Source organism: [Bacillus] caldolyticus, assembly GCF_003595605.1.
Lineage (GTDB): Bacteria > Bacillota > Bacilli > Bacillales > Anoxybacillaceae > Geobacillus > Geobacillus thermoleovorans.
Genome location: NZ_CP025074.1, coordinates 2047213 through 2062858, shown reverse-complemented (window position 1 = coordinate 2062858; position 15646 = coordinate 2047213). Strand labels below are relative to the sequence as shown.

General features: G+C 52.1%; 13 protein-coding genes. 3 read left to right on the top strand and 10 right to left on the bottom strand.

From position 1 onward, the window contains the following. The first annotated feature begins 51 nt into the window (after nt 1-51). Together CWI35_RS10755 and manA are read left to right on the top strand one after the other, a co-directional pair. Nucleotides 52-1578 (top strand): FAD-dependent oxidoreductase, encoded by a 1527-nt coding sequence (locus CWI35_RS10755; protein ID WP_060788909.1) that lies wholly within the window; start codon nt 52-54, stop codon nt 1576-1578. A 191-nt stretch (nt 1579-1769) separates the two neighbouring features. Further along, the gene (gene manA, locus CWI35_RS10750) at nt 1770-2732 is read left to right on the top strand and encodes a mannose-6-phosphate isomerase, class I (RefSeq protein WP_033008876.1); all 963 of its coding nucleotides are present in this window, start codon (nt 1770-1772) and stop codon (nt 2730-2732) included. A gap of 564 nt (nt 2733-3296) precedes the next feature. On the opposite strand, the gene CWI35_RS10740 is transcribed toward manA, so the two are convergent. Further along, complete coding sequence (locus tag CWI35_RS10740; protein ID WP_081132750.1) at nt 3297-4451, bottom strand: glycerate kinase; 1155 nt, start codon at nt 4449-4451, stop codon at nt 3297-3299. A 710-nt stretch (nt 4452-5161) separates the two neighbouring features. Between CWI35_RS10740 and CWI35_RS10735 the strand changes: the two genes are divergently transcribed. Beyond that, the gene (locus CWI35_RS10735; RefSeq protein WP_119877716.1) at nt 5162-6400 is read left to right on the top strand and encodes a GGDEF domain-containing protein; all 1239 of its coding nucleotides are present in this window, start codon (nt 5162-5164) and stop codon (nt 6398-6400) included. A gap of 80 nt (nt 6401-6480) precedes the next feature. Here CWI35_RS10735 and rlmH read toward each other — a convergent pair whose 3' ends face one another. The 9 genes from rlmH to CWI35_RS10690 all read right to left on the bottom strand — a co-directional run bounded on the left by rlmH (nt 6481) and on the right by CWI35_RS10690 (nt 15496). After that, entirely contained in the window at nt 6481-6960 is a 480-nt protein-coding gene (rlmH, locus tag CWI35_RS10730; RefSeq protein ID WP_041468625.1) for a 23S rRNA (pseudouridine(1915)-N(3))-methyltransferase RlmH, read from the bottom strand. Between the two features lie 84 nt (nt 6961-7044). Then, nucleotides 7045-7197 carry a CxxH/CxxC protein gene (locus CWI35_RS10725; RefSeq protein ID WP_083509335.1) on the bottom strand — a complete coding sequence of 51 codons (153 nt, stop codon included), beginning with the start codon at nt 7195-7197 and terminating at the stop codon, nt 7045-7047. A 61-nt stretch (nt 7198-7258) separates the two neighbouring features. Beyond that, nucleotides 7259-8479, bottom strand: coding sequence for a S1C family serine protease (locus CWI35_RS10720; protein WP_060788975.1), 1221 nt, complete (start codon nt 8477-8479; stop codon nt 7259-7261). A 101-nt stretch (nt 8480-8580) separates the two neighbouring features. Continuing rightward, nucleotides 8581-9375, bottom strand: coding sequence for an MBL fold metallo-hydrolase (locus CWI35_RS10715; RefSeq protein ID WP_011232934.1), 795 nt, complete (start codon nt 9373-9375; stop codon nt 8581-8583). 6 nt (nt 9376-9381) lie between these two features. Beyond that, entirely contained in the window at nt 9382-10164 is a 783-nt protein-coding gene (locus tag CWI35_RS10710) for a two-component system regulatory protein YycI (protein WP_011232935.1), read from the bottom strand. After that, a complete protein-coding gene (locus CWI35_RS10705; protein ID WP_119877715.1) occupies nt 10151-11479 on the bottom strand; it encodes a YycH family regulatory protein in 1329 nt (442 codons plus the stop codon). Before CWI35_RS10705 ends, CWI35_RS10710 begins: the two co-directional genes overlap by 14 nt. Beyond that, on the bottom strand, nt 11472-13301 hold the full coding sequence (gene walK / locus CWI35_RS10700; protein WP_011232937.1) for a cell wall metabolism sensor histidine kinase WalK: 1830 nt from the start codon (nt 13299-13301) through the stop codon (nt 11472-11474). Before walK ends, CWI35_RS10705 begins: the two co-directional genes overlap by 8 nt. Before the next feature lie 6 nt (nt 13302-13307). Continuing rightward, nucleotides 13308-14021, bottom strand: coding sequence for a response regulator YycF (yycF, locus tag CWI35_RS10695; protein ID WP_011232938.1), 714 nt, complete (start codon nt 14019-14021; stop codon nt 13308-13310). A gap of 188 nt (nt 14022-14209) precedes the next feature. Beyond that, entirely contained in the window at nt 14210-15496 is a 1287-nt protein-coding gene (locus CWI35_RS10690) for an adenylosuccinate synthase (protein WP_063193887.1), read from the bottom strand. Nucleotides 15497-15646: the final 150 nt, after the last annotated feature.

Here is a 15646-nt window from a genome sequence, read left to right as displayed (position 1 = left end):
GCAAAGAGCAAACTATGGAAAACCACTATTGACAGGCAAGGAGGCATCCGTATGTCATCCCTCCCTTCGGTCATAGAGCCGTATTGGCGTGATTCCGTGCCGCTTCCGTCCTTCCCGAAGCTCGAAGAAGACGTTTCGGTCGACGTCGTGGTTGTAGGCGGCGGCATTTCCGGCATTACAACCGCTTATTTACTGGCGACGCAAGGTGTGCGCGTCGCCCTTCTCGAAGCGGACCGGCTGTTGAACGGAACGACCGGCCATACAACGGCGAAGCTGACTGCCCAGCACGATTTGGTGTACGATGAATTCCTAAACCACTTTGGGGCGGAAAAGGCGCGCCTATATTATGACGCTTGCATGGACGCACTTGGCTTCGTCCGCCGCACGATCGAGCAGCACGGGATCGACTGCGATTTTTGCGAACAAGACGCCTACATATATACGACGTCTTCTTCATCATTACAAAAATTAGTAAAAGAATGGCAAGCGTACGAGCGTCTAGGAATTGACGGCGCTTTTGTCGAATCGATTCCGCTCCCGCTGCCGGTCACAGCGGCCGTCGTGATGAGGAAGCAAGCGCAGTTTCATCCGCTCAAATATTTGGTCAGACTGGTCGAAGCCATCAAACAGGCCGGCAGCATCATTTACGAGCACACGCCGGTCGCCGACATTGAACAAGGAGAGCGGCTGTCCGTCGTGACGCGCAGCAAACGGCGGGTCACATGCGACCACGTCGCCGTCTGTTCCCACTTTCCGTTTTATGACGGCGGATTTTATGTTTCCCGCATGTATGCCGAGCGCTCGTATGTCATTGCCATCACAGCTGCAGAGCCATACCCGGGAGGCATGTACTTGAGCGCCGACAACCCGAAGCGCTCGGTCCGTTCCGCAGCGGCAAATGGCGAGACGCTTATTCTCATCGGCGGGGAAAACCATAAGACCGGCCAAGGGGTGCCGACAATGCGCCATTATGAGGCGTTGTCCTCGTTCGCCTCGCAGTTGTTTACGGTAAAAGACATTCGTTACCGTTGGTCGGCCCAAGACTTGACGACGCTTGATAAAGTGCCATATATCGGCCCGATGACGGCAGGGACGCCAAACATTTATGTCGCGACAGGGTACCGGAAGTGGGGGATGACAAACGGCACAGCGGCGGGGATGATGTTGTCCGACCTCATTCTCGGCCGCGACAACCGGTATCGCGACTTGTACTCTCCGTCGCGCTTTTACGCCGACCCGAGCGTGCGGCAATTTTTCACGACAAACCTCGATGTCGCCAAACACTTGATCGTTGGAAAAATCGAACTAGCTGTTCGCCAGCCGCAAGATTTGGCGCGCGGAGAAGGGGCGGTCGTCTCGGTCAACGGGAAACGGGCGGGCGCCTATAAGGACGAGGCGGGAACGCTTCATGTCGTTGATACGACGTGCACCCATATGGGCTGCGAGCTGGAGTGGAACAGCGGCGACAAGACGTGGGACTGTCCATGCCATGGCTCGCGCTTCTCGATCGATGGCGATGTGATCGAAGGACCGGCGAAACAGCCGCTCGCGTGCATTGAACTTGATGACGCGAAGTGACGCGCTGACGCGAGACGGCGGCGCATGCAGAACATCGTTGCAGTGGACATGTCGACCTTGAATTCCAATGGGGGTTGGGAGCGTATGTTCCTAACCCCCTTATCGTTTTCATTTGCTGATCGCGCATTTCGTGATAAGATGAAAATGAGAGTGGACTGTACGTTGCATGATGTTTTCGGGAGGGATGACGCATGGACTTTGAACCGATTTTTCTCACCCCTGTCTTCCAAGAACGGATTTGGGGCGGCACGAAGCTCGCCGAACGATTCGGCTACGACATTCCGTCTTCGCAAACAGGGGAATGCTGGGCGGTGTCCGCCCATCCGCACGGACAGACAGTCGTCGCCCGTGGACCGTTTGCCGGGATGACGCTTGGTCAATTATGGGAGGAACGCCGCGATTTGTTCGGCCACTTCCCGTCTGATCGCTTTCCGCTGTTGACGAAAATTTTGGACGCCAACGCCGACTTGTCCGTCCAAGTCCACCCGGACGATGAATACGCCAAAACGCATGAAGGCGGAGAGCTCGGCAAAACGGAATGTTGGTACATCATCGATTGCAAGCCGGGCGCTGAGCTCATTTACGGCCATTACGCCGAGACGAAGGAGCAGCTGCGCGCCATGATGGAGGCGGGGGAGTGGGAGCGCTTGCTCCGGAAAGTGCCGATCCGCCCGGGCGACTTCTTCTATGTCCCAAGCGGCACGATCCACGCCCTTTGCGAAGGAACGCTCGTCCTCGAGACGCAGCAAAGCTCGGACACGACATACCGCGTCTACGACTACGACCGTGTCGACAGCCAAGGGCGCAGGCGGGAGCTTCATCTTGACAAAGCAATAGATGTCACGACTGTCCCGCACCGCGACATCGACATCCGCCCCCATGTTGCCGAATTCCCGGGCGCGACTGTGACGACATTCGTGGAAGGCGACTACTTCGGCGTCCAAAAATGGGACGTCCGTGGCGCGTTCGAATCAGAGCAGGCAAAACCGTTTCTCATCGTCAGCATCCTCGAAGGCGAAGGCGAGCTTGTCCGCAAAGGACAGACATACTTGCTTCGCCGGGGCGACCATTTCATTTTGCCGCATCAATTCGGCCGTTTCACCATTCGCGGCTCCCTCCAGGCGATCGCGTCGTGGCCGCGGACAGGCAAATAAACGACTGACTTCCTCAACCAATGGGTTGCAACATACAAAAAAGGTGTCCTCTTGCCTTTGGGACACCTTTTTCTATTGTCCACCCGAGAAGGGGACGGCTGAACAGAACATGCCGTTCAACAATAGGATTTCACCCGTCAACTACCCCCACTTCGCTAACGCTTGAAGTGGGGGCTTGCAACTCCCCAGAAGTACAAGCGGACTTCGTCCTCCTTCCTTGACTTGGGGTTGCATCAGGGCAGGTTGACAACTACCCAACGACGCAGGTCATGCCTGCATCGTTACCGATTCTCTCGGTGTGTCTGTTGGCAGTACTTGGCTTCCACACACAACAGACGGATCTACGCTCGATGTTTTACGGTTACAACGTTTCCTGTAACCAACTCCATACATCGAGTAGCCGTGATTGGAGTGCCTTTATTAAACGGTTTTCTCCACGCCTTTATTATATCATACACAAAAGAAAAGGGGAACGCGCATTCCTCTCCCACTTACTCCCTTTGGTCGTTGAAGTGGGAGTCTCCTGCGCGAAATAGGATGAAGAAATCCCATCATCTTCCTCGCTTAGGAGAAAGATGTCCCTTTCATTTGACCGAGACGATACACAGAGGCAATATGCCGCGCCGTTTGTGTCACATAATGTTCTGCCTGCTCCAACGCTTTTTCAAGCGGCACGACGCCGGGCACGATCGTAAACAGCGCGTCGATGCCATGATCCAACACGACGGCGCTGTCGTCGCCCAACGACCCGGCGATGCCGATGACGGGGACGCCGAACTGTTTCGCTGTCTTGGCGACGCCGATCGGCGTTTTGCCGAACACCGTCTGTCCGTCAATCCGCCCTTCGCCGGTGATGACCAAGTCAGCGTCTTTGACGCGCTCCGCGAGCTGAACCGTCTCGATCACAATCTCTACGCCGCGCTTTAGCTCGGCCGGGAGAAACGCGAGCAGTCCCGCCCCCAACCCGCCGGCCGCACCCGCTCCCGGGATGTCGCCGACTTGTTTGCCGAGATCGCGTCGGATGACATCTGCGTAATGCGCCAAATTCCGGTCGAGAACAGCGACCATGTCCGGTGTCGCCCCCTTTTGCGGACCGAAAATGGCCGACGCTCCGTTCGGACCGGTAAGCGGGTTGTCGACGTCGCACGCCACGTCAATGCGGACTCCCCCAAGACGCGGGTCGAGACCGGAAAGGTCAATCGCATGCAAATCGGCCAGCGCGCCGCCGCCCGGACCGATGTCGCAGCCGTCTTCGTCCAAAAGCCTTCCCCCGAGCGCCTGCACCATGCCGGCCCCACCGTCGTTCGTCGCGCTGCCGCCAATGCCGATGATGAGGTGGGTGGCGCCGGCATCCAGCGCTGCAAGGATCAACTCCCCTGTCCCTCGCGTCGTCGTCACCAATGGGTTGCGCCGGTCGCGCGGGACAAGGTGCAGCCCTGAGGCGGCGGCCATCTCAATCACCGCCGTCTTCCCATCGCCAAGCAAACCAAAAAACGCCCGCACCGGCTCGCCGAGCGGCCCGGTCACTTCCGTTTCGACGATGCGGCCGCCGGTCGCATCAACGAGCGACCGCACCGTCCCTTCCCCGCCGTCGGCCATCGGCACCTTAACGTATTCCGCCTCCGGAAACACCGTGCGAAACCCACGCTCGACCGCCTCGGCGACTTTGAGCGCAGAAAGACTTTCTTTAAATGAATCAGGGGCAATAACGATTTTCATTCTTTTTCCCTCCTCTTTTGTCTCCATCCAAACATTGGAAACGAAAAGTCATCGGAAACGGCTGTCTTGGCACAAACGATGACAATAGCCTCCACTATAAGTTGTTCGCCAACCGAAGCGCTGCTTCCTTTGAGCGCAAACAAATCGCCAACATACTTACGCCACGAACAAGTCATGGCTGCTCGTAGCCGCCATAAGCGGGAAAAGAGAAGCGCCAAACACCTCAGCCGCCGCAATCGTATTCGGATTCGGCGATATGATATTTCCGTCCTTTCCGTCGCCGACAACGCCGCAATCGCGCTAGCTGTACTGGAAGAACCACCTATGCTTTATCTGCTTCCCTTTTCATTCAGCGAAACAAGCACGATCCAGCTGTATAGTTCACGAAAGAATCGGCATCGATTGGAACCAACTTTCACTCAATATGTGTCAAATTTTGTGGAAAAAAGGCGAAAAACAATGCCATTTCGTCTATTTTCACAATTGTGTATATAGTACTATAATAGATGTAACCATATGTTCGTTTGTTCCAATTGGGAACATCTTGATTCTATAAAAAAGACGGTTTCCAAATTCACCGTTCGCCATCGGCGGCTATAATCCGTATTTTTGCTGAAAGCCACTGGCATGTGAGCGGCCTTCCTCTTTTTGGAATCACTTCATCAACGCCGAAGTTGTCAGAGGTCAGATTTATAGGAGAGAGAGCTGTGATGTTACTCCGAGCACGACCGATGATTTTTGCTGTTTTTTCCGCGTCCATTGCTGTTGTGTTTGTGTCAAAGCCGCCTTTCTTCGATCGCACCTATGTCATCGCTTTGCTGTTTTATTGGCTGTTTTCCAGCTTGTATTCACACTTGCGCGTCATAGACAAAACGAAAAACAATATTCCCGTTGATTACGGCATTAACTACAGTTTATCCTTCTGCTTATTTGCCGGCCCGTTCGGGCTGTTTATCTTTGAAGCGTTGTTTCGCTTGACTGAACATATAGCCAAAAAATATTTGAAAACAGCGGAACCCGATGAATGGCTGCACACATTGTACAACATTGGTTCGTTTGTGACGTTCAATTCGCTCGCGTTTGCCTTATACGATCTCCTTGGTCCGCTGTTTCAGTCTATTCCGTTCATTGGCTTCTGGCTGCTTTTATTCCTGCTCGTCATCGTCGTTTCCTTTTTGACTGACTGTTGCCTGATCATCATTTTTTATATAACCGGCGACATTCAGACACAGCGCGAGGCGTTGGATTTTATTAAGACGAGAAGCTGGATGGACATGGGAAAAACGGCGCTGACAAACGGTCTGTTATTTCTCTTTTTGCAAGAACAGCGGTGGGATATGCTTTTGAGCTTATTTTTGCTGAATTACTTCGTCAGCCGCTCGTTTTTTTCCAAATCGCAAAGCATCCAGCATAAACTAGAACGCGACCACTTCGAAAAAATGGCCTACACCGACTTTTTGACCGGCATCCATAACCGCGCCTACATGGATCAAACGATCGCCAAGCTAAACGGATCCGGTGAATGGATTGGCGTCGTCGTCGCCGATATCGACAATTTTAAAACGATCAACGACACGTATAACCATGCCGTCGGCGACGAGGTGATCCGCCATTTCGCCTCAACCTTGAAACAGTTTCTCAAAGAGGGCGATTTTTTGTTCCGCAGCGGCGGTGAAGAATTTACGATGTTTTTGCGTAATCGCACGTTTGAAGAGAGCGTCCGGCTTGTCGAGGAGATTCGAGAAGCAGTGCGCCGCAGCACCGTGTTGGTCGATTATATGGCGGCGAAACGTCCCATTGCCTATACGTCGTCGTTCGGTCTTTACTTTTGTCAAGCAGAAGGAACGATGTCAATTGAAAAAGCGTACATTTATGCCGACCATTTATTGCTCCGTTCGAAAGAAAGCGGCAAAAATAAAGTATCAGCCCAATGCGGGGGAGTTGCATAAATTAGGCGGCTCTCCCTTGACTTTTCCTTAGCGCAACCTAAGGTGAAGCAGTTCAATTAGTAAATAAACGGAAATTTCCCTTACTTATGATACGGTTCCCCGCGGTTAATGCGAAACGCACGATAAATCTGCTCGAGCAAAATGAGGCGCATCAGCTGGTGTGGAAACGTCATTTTCGAAAACGACAGCGTCTCATCGGCGCGCGCCATCACTTGTTTGCTTAAGCCAAGCGAGCCGCCGATGACGAACACCACTTTGCTTTTGCCGTAGGTGGCGAGCTCATCGAGACGGGCGGCGAATTGCTCGGACGATTTCATCTTCCCTTCAATCGCGAGCGCGATGACGTGGGCGTCATGCGGAATTTTCGCCAGCAGCCGTCCTCCCTCGCGCTCTTTGATTTGTTCCTCCTCAAGTTCGCTCGCCCGCTCCGGCGTTTTTTCATCAGCGACTTCGATGATGTCGATTTTGGCGTATGCGGACAGACGCTTTGTATATTCATTAATTCCAGCGATTAAATATTTTTCCTTCAATTTACCCACAGCGACAATGGAAATATGCACAAACAACCCCTGCCTTATAAACAGCTTATCAACAAGATTTATCCACATATACACAACACATATCCACATGTTGTGAAAAAACTGTTATCCTCCTACGACATATACAGCTTGTTTCGAGCAAAAACAGCACTGTTTTTCGCTGTTGTCCACAGGCAGGAGATCCGGCGCCTGTTCCGTTTCATCTACATATTGATCAATGGCGATGTCGACATGTTCTTCACATGTGAATATCATCATTCTCGCCCCTTTCCTTGTGGAAAAAAGAAGGAGCGTTTCCGCTCCCTCCATCCGCTTTCGTTTAATACGACTCGCGCGCCAGCTTCATCGTGACCGTGCGTTTTTTCCCATCACGATAAAACGTGACTTCCATCCGGTCACCGATCGATTTTTTCGTATACAAATATTTGCGCAAATCAAGCACGTTGCGGATTTTTTGGCCGTCAAGCGCCACGATGACATCAAACTGTTTTAAGCCCGCCTGTGCGGCCGGCGACATCGGCACGACTTGAATGACCGCCGCTCCTTCCGTTACGTTCGGCGGCAAATGGAGCGTCGCCTGCAAATGGTACGATGGGATGTCGCTCAGCGAGCGAAGTTCAACGCCCATGTACGGACGGCGCACTTGTCCGTATTTTTCCAAGTCCGAAATGATCGGAATGGCCGTGTTGATCGGGATCGCGAACCCGATGCCTTCAACCGCCTCTTGGGCGATTTTCATCGAGTTGATGCCGATGACTTGCCCTTTGATATTGACAAGAGCGCCGCCGCTGTTGCCCGGGTTGATCGCCGCATCTGTCTGCAATACTTCTGCGTTCCAGTCTGGAGCGCCGTCTTGGTCCAAATCGACTTCGACCGTCCGGTTCGTTCCGGAAATAATGCCTTGTGTCACCGAGCCGGCAAACTGCAAACCGAGCGGGTTGCCGATGGCAATGACTGGCTCGCCTGGCTTCACCGTATCGGAGTTGCCGAACTGGGCGACTTTTTTCACATGCTTCGCGTCAATTTCCAAGACGGCTAAATCCATAAGCACATCACTGCCGAGCAGCTTCGCCGGCACTCTCGTCCCATCTTTGAGGCTCACTTCGAGCTGACTGGCGTTTTCAACAACATGATGGTTCGTGACGATAAACGCCCGGCCTCCCGCTTTCTTGTAAATGACGCCCGATCCGACGCCAGCCTCGCCTCCTTGCGACCAGAAGCTGGCTTCTTGAATGTTGACAACGCCGACAACCGCATCCGACACTTGGTCGATCGCCTTTGTCACCGCCGTCGTCACATCTACGGAAACACTCTGCCGAATCGGTGGAGTTCCATTTTCCTCTGTTTTTGGCTCTTCCTCTGCTCTTTGATTCGGCACAACATCATACGGGAGGATATCCCAACGGGAAAGCGCCGGAATGGACATGAGGACGAGCAGCCCTCCTAACACGGCGCCGACAAGCGCGGAAACAAACGATCCGCTGCGCCGCTTCCTCCTCGTTTGTTCGTACGGCTCATAATGGTCGTCGTAGTATCCCATGCTCACCCTCCTTTCCACATTCGTCTCCATCCCTCATTATAATCATGAACAGGAGAAAAAATCCAACAAATGTGTCTCCCTCAGTTTCGGCAAAACGGGCTTTATACATACGCTAGTGCCGTCGCCCGACGCGGATCGGTATCATACAAACGAAAGCGGGCGCCGACCGCTAAGCCTTTCTGTTCCAACACTTGCGTCACGGTCATGCGCGCCAGCTCTTTCATATTGTTATCTTGGCTCAAATGGGCCAAATAAATTTGCTTTGTCCGGTCGCCGATCACGTCAGCAAGCGCCAAACCCGCTTCCTCATTCGAAATATGGCCGACATCGCTTAAAATGCGGCGCTTGACGCTCCATGGATATCTCCCCATCCGCAGCATGCCGACGTCATGATTGCTTTCAAACACGAACACATCCGCGTTTTCAATCGTCTTTTTGATCCGCTCGCTCACATAGCCGGTATCGGTGAGCAACGCAAGCTTTTTCCCTTCATAGTGGAAAACGTAAAACATCGGCTCGGCGGCGTCGTGAGAGACGCCGAACGATTCGACGTCAACATCGCCGAACGTCCTTACCGCGCCGAGCGGAAAGACAAATTTTTGCTCGGGCGGAATGTCGCCGACCGTTTGTTCCATCGCCCGCCACGTTTTTTCATTGGCATACACCGGCAGCCGATACTTGCGGGCAAGCACCCCGAGCCCTTTAATATGGTCGCTATGTTCATGGGTGACAAGCAGCGCATCAAGCTGCTTTGGATGGCGGCCGATCTCAGCAAACAACTCCTCAAGCTGCTTGCCGCTCAAACCGGCGTCAACAAGCAGGCGCTGGCGGTCTGTCTCAATGTAAAAGGCGTTGCCGGTGCTGCCGCTGGCCAGCACACTAAATCGCATCGTCATGTTCTTTCACTCCAGCACATTTCCTTGATCATTGATCACTTGCCCTTCAAACGCATTGACGAAATAGTCTTCCTTCCGATTGACAACAATATGCCAAGTTGGAGTCAACACTTGGGATGCAGTAAATTGAACAAGCCCGTAATAGCCAAGCTCCACTTTCGTGACGCGGTCGCCCGGCTGCAAATGCCCTTTTCGGTACAACGTCTCAATGGCTTTAATCGCCGGGACGATATCTTGCTTCCGCTCGTACTTTTCCAAGTCGCTGAGCATCGTCTGTTCATACGACAGCGCTTCCCGTCTCCCGTTGACATGGATGACGAGCTTGCTGTTTTCATTGCCGTAAATCATCTTGCCGTCATACATTTGGTAGCAGGTCAAGATTCCTTGTTTTTCATCAAACGACCAAAAGGCATATTGCCCGCCGCCGATGATGTAGCGCTGCAAAAACTCACGCAGCTGGTATGGATCGTCAATCGGCAGCGCAACCGGATCGATGAACGTCCCTTTGACTTTCGTTTCTCCTTCGATTTTCACTTTTTGCCCGGGCAGCTTTTTTACATCCGCCATGGTGAATGAGCGGCTTTTGCCGCTGACATACGCCGCTTTCGTCACTTCTTTAGGCAGATCCACATACGTAATGCCGTTCGCCTCAAGCTGCTCTTCAATCGTCGTTTCCAAAATGACATCGAGCTGGCTGCTGTTTCGTTTTTCCATAAACTGATAGCCTAAAAAGCAGTCGAGGATGAGGAACACGATAATAAAAATCGTCTTCGTTTTACTCCAGTCCATTTGTTCCCCCTCCTCCCGCCTCATCGCCCATGTTTACCTTTTTCCACGTTTGTCCGTACAAGTAGAACCATGCCGGTTCAAGGCGGATGACTTTTTCCCGCTCGGGATCTTTGATGAGCTCATAGCCGATGGCGATATCTTTGATGAGCGATTTGCGAACGCCTTTCGTCTGTTCGAACCAGTTGACGACCTCATGGCCGGACGGCAGCGTTTTTGGTGTGCGGTTGCGATCCGCGATTTCAAGGCGGAAGAGCGGACGCTGGTATTTCATCAAATCGGACGCTCCCCACGTCTCCACGATTTCTGACATGCCGTATTCATTAAAGACTGGATAGCCGTTGACGACAAGCCGGAACGTGACTTTTCGATCCTCCTCGCTCCAGCGGGCGAAATGATACAGATCCGTCCAACCGCCATGCTCATTGACGAAATCAATGCTTTTTTGGATGATATGGGTTTCTTGCTCTGTTTGTCCCATATTCGAGACGCGCGCCGCTGGATTCACATACAGCAGCATCCGTTGAAGAAAATCGACGTCCATCAGCCGCGAACCGTCTGTATATTCTTCGCCAAACGGAATCAAATCTTTTTTGACAAAGCTTGGATCGCTAAAGAGCGCTTCTTTAAACTTGTCTGCGTCCAGCTCGTCGGTATAATATTGCAGACTGCTGAGCACCACTTCTTTTTCCGGCAAATACAACTGCTTCGTTTCGCTGACCGGATAAGCGAAATAACGCGGAAAATGGCTCGTTTCTTTCGCCAGCCGGCCGATCGCCGATAAGGAGGCATCGCTGGCAATCGCTTTGTAAATTTTGCGCTTGTCGGTCGCGATGAAGTAGATGGGGAACTCGTCCTTCCCGCCGAGCGGGACGAGCAGGCGGTCAAACGCCAAGCCGTCGAGCCCCCTGTCATCGATCGTGAAAATCAATCGGTATATGTCGATCGGCACCTCATCGGGGTAAATGATCTCAAGCCGCTCTTTGCCATTTAAAAACGATAAAAACTTCCCTTGCGGAACAGAAGACGAAACATCTTCGAAATCGTCAAGCGTCCATCTTCTCATTTCTTTCAGCACTTCATTTTTCTCTTCGTCTTTCGTCACAGCATAGGGGACGCCGTTTTTATGAATGAGAATCTGCTTTGGCTGCACGACCATCGCTGTATCCACTTGCGTATTGCTCACGGAGACGTGTTGAATGTATTCGTCGTTTTGCAACACGTCGTATTTCGGATGATATGTCCATAAGGCAAACGTTAAGGTAATGCTGATGAGCACAAGCAACGTCAACACGATGGTTTTGATCGTTTCATACATCGCACCAGTCATCCTTTTGCTCGCGTTCTAGCGGCAGCGTAAAATAAATCGTCGTTCCTTTATGCTCCTTGCTTTCTGCCCAAATCGTCCCGCCATGGGCAAGAACGACTTCTTTGGCAATGGCCAGCCCAAGCCCCGTACCGCCCAATTTGCGCGACCTGGCCTTGTCGACCCGGTAAAACCGTTCGAAAATTTTTGCCAAGTCGGCTTTCGGAATGCCGACTCCTTCGTCGCTGACGCTGACAATAATTTCATCAGCAAGTTTGCGGACGCGAAATGTAATCGTCCCTCCTTGCGGAGAGTACTTCAAAGCGTTCGAAATAATGTTGTCTAACACTTGCGTAATTTTATCTTCATCAACTTCAATAAAAATCGCCTCGCGCGGAATTTTGCGAACGAACCGGATGTTGTCGCTTTTCGTCAACTCAAATCGGTCAATAACTTTATGGAAATAGGCTGAAAAATTGATCCACGTTTTCTTCAGCTTGTAGTCTTTGCTGTCGAGCTTGGACAGATGGAGCAAGTCGTTGACAAGCCGAATCATCCGTTCCGTTTCATTTTGCACGACTTGAATGAACCTCGGCGCGATGTCTTTATCTTGCCAAGCGCCGTCAGCGAGCGCTTCTAAGTAGCTTTTCATCGTGGTGAGCGGCGTGCGCAATTCATGCGACACATTGGCGACAAACTGCCGCCGCTCGCGGTCGATTTTTTCCTGTTCGGTAATGTCGTGCAAAACGACGATCAACCCGTTGACAAATCCGCCCTCTTTTTGAATCACCGACAACGACGCGCGCAAAATATACAGTTCCTCATCCGTGCTGAAATCTAAAATGAGCGAATCGCGCTCCTCAAGCAGCGTTTCAAACGTATACTGGTCGGCAATGCCAAGCACGTCGACGATCGAACTCGACAGCACTGTTTCACGTGAAACATTCAAAATGTTTAACGCTGCATCGTTAATGAGAATGACGCGCCCGCGACGGTCGGTCGCAATGACGCCATCAGTCATATGCGTCAAGACGGACTCGAGCTTGCGCCGTTCCCCTTCCGTCGTCGCCTGCGCTTCCTGCAGTTTTTTGGTCAGATTATTGAACGTCATCGCCAATTGGCCGATTTCATCATAGCCGTACACTTTGACCTTGCGGGAGAAATCTCCCCTCGTCATCGCCAGCGCTTGCCGGCGCATATCGGAAATCGGCCGGGTGATCGTGCGGGACAAAAAAATGCCGAGCACGGCGGTAATGGCGAGAGCGATCCCCGTCCCGGTCGCCAAAATCATATTGATTTGCCGCATTTGCGAAAAGACGTTTTCCATCGAGGCGATGACGTAAATGACACCTTTGATTTCGCCGCTCGTTTTGATCGGAGTCGACGAAATGTACATGCGATGACCTGTTTTCGAATCGAGTAGCATCCGGTCGACGATTTCGCCGGTGACGAGGGAACGTTTTACATAAATCTCGGTCGTCCGCTTTCCGACGATGTTTTGCATATACGGATTGGATGTCGCAAGCACTTTCCCTTTCTCATCGATGACGCGCACTTCGGAAATGTCTTGGGAAACGAAATCATGAAGAAGCGAACGGATGTCTTCTTCCAATGTCGGGCTTTTTTCATCGCGCTCCCGATTCATCGCCTGCTCGACGTTATAGGCGAGCAAGGTCACCCGTTCGTTTAATGAGTTTTTAAAGTTCTGCACAAGCTCCGTTTCCAGCTTGCGAACGAAGTACACGCCGATGATTTGCATGGCGACGAGAATCAGTAATACATAAATGATGACAAACTTAAAATGAATCGAACGGAATGGACCTACTTTTTTCATGCTGGCTCATGACTCCTGTTCCGGATTGCGCAAGTAATAGCCGACTCCCCGTCTTGTGACGATCCAATTCGGGTGGGAAGGGTTGTCCTCAATTTTTTCACGCAGACGTCTTACCGTCACGTCCACGGTGCGCACATCGCCATAGTAATCGTAGCCCCAGACGGTTTGCAGCAAATGCTCGCGCGTCATCACTTGGCCGATATGCTTCGCTAAGTAATGAAGCAGTTCAAATTCGCGGTGGGTCAGTTCAATTGTTTCCCCCCGCTTTTGCACGACATACGCGTCCGGACGGATGACGAGCGGGCCAATGACGATTTCATTTGTTTCGTTTTCTCCTTCTTCTTGGTTGGCCGTTTGCGCATGGCGGCGCAAGTTTGCCTTCACCCGCGCCAGGAGCTCGCGCGTGCTGAACGGCTTTGTCACATAATCGTCCGCACCAAGCTCCAACCCAAGCACTTTATCAATCTCGGAATCTTTCGCTGTCAGCATAATGATCGGCATATCATACTTTTTCCGCACTTCACGGCATACTTCCATGCCATCTTTTAACGGCAACATAATATCCAATAAAATCAAGTCCGGCATCGTTTCTTCAACTTTTTGCAGCGCTTCTTCGCCGTCGTAGGCGCAAATGACTTCATATCCTTCTTTTTGCAAATTAAATTGCAAAATATCGGCAATCGGTTTTTCATCATCAACGACTAAAATGCGTTTTTCCATCTCGCTCACATCCTTCCTTTTGCGATGGAATCCTATCATTACTAATTTACCATGTTATGAACATGAAATCATCCTTTGCCGATTGCCATTTTGAGGAGCCGATCAAAGAAAAAAGCATAGACGCGCGCGCATCTATGCCTGTCGTTTGCATTGTTTATACGCTGCCTGCCACCGTCCACTGTTGCCGCTTACGCGTAGACGCTGCGGACGACGTTCGTTTGCGAACGGTCCGGTCCGACGGAGAAAATCGAAAGAGGGATGCCGGTGAGCTGGGAAATGCGCTCGACGTAATGGCGGGCGTTCGCCGGTAGCTCGTCTAGACTTTTCACCCCGGTGATATCTTCCGTCCAGCCAGGAAGTTCTTCATAGATCGGCTCGCATTCGGCCAACACTTTTAAGCTGGCTGGAAATTCTTCGAGCACTTGGCCGCGGTAGCGATAGGCGACGCAAATTTTCAACGTTTCAATGCCGGTCAACACGTCGATCGAGTTAAGCGACAAGTCCGTAATGCCGCTCACCCGGCGGGCATGACGGACAACAACACTGTCAAACCAACCGACGCGGCGCGGACGGCCGGTCGTCGTCCCATACTCGCGGCCGACTTCGCGAATGCGGTCGCCGATTTCATCGTGCAGCTCTGTCGGGAACGGCCCGTCGCCGACGCGCGTCGTATAGGCTTTCGCCACCCCGACGACATGCTTGATTTTCGTCGGCCCGACACCGGCGCCGATCGTGACCCCGCCAGCGACTGGATTCGACGACGTGACAAACGGATACGTTCCTTGGTCAATGTCAAGCATGACGCCTTGCGCTCCTTCGAACAAGACGCGGCGCCCTTCATCGAGCGCATTGTTCAATACGACCGATGTGTCGCAGACGTATTGGGCGATTTGCTGGCCGTACTCGTAATACTCCTCAAAAATGTCCTCCAATCGGAAGCCTTCGACCCCGTACACTTTTTCAAGCAGCGTATTTTTCTCCCTCAAGTTGCGCTCCAGCTTTTCGGCAAACACGTCGCGGTCAAGCAAATCAACAATGCGGATGCCGATGCGCGCCGCCTTGTCCATGTACGCCGGCCCAATTCCTTTTTTTGTCGTGCCGATTTTGTTTGCCCCTTTCCGCTCTTCCTCAAGCTCGTCCAACTTCAAATGATACGGCAAAATGACATGGGCGCGGTTGCTGATGCGCAAATTATCAGTCGAAATGCCGCGCTCGTGCAAATACGAAAGCTCCGCAACGAGCGCCTTCGGATCGACGACCATCCCATTGCCGATGACGCAAATTTTATCTTTATAAAAAATGCCCGACGGGATCAAGTGCAGCTTATACTTTTCCCCGTTGAACACGATCGTGTGTCCGGCGTTGTTTCCCCCTTGATACCGGGCAATCACTTCCGCATTTTCCGATAAAAAGTCCGTAATTTTCCCTTTCCCTTCATCGCCCCATTGCGTGCCGACAACAACGACTGACGACATGGCGAGCACCTCCAGTTTCCTCGGTCTAAACATTGTCAGTGTACCAGTTTTCAGCCATAAAGTCAATGAAACACGAACATTAAAAGAAAATATCGTCTTTTTTATTCGTTTATTAATGATCAGGAAGGCTCCCTCTTCAACGCCGCGGGT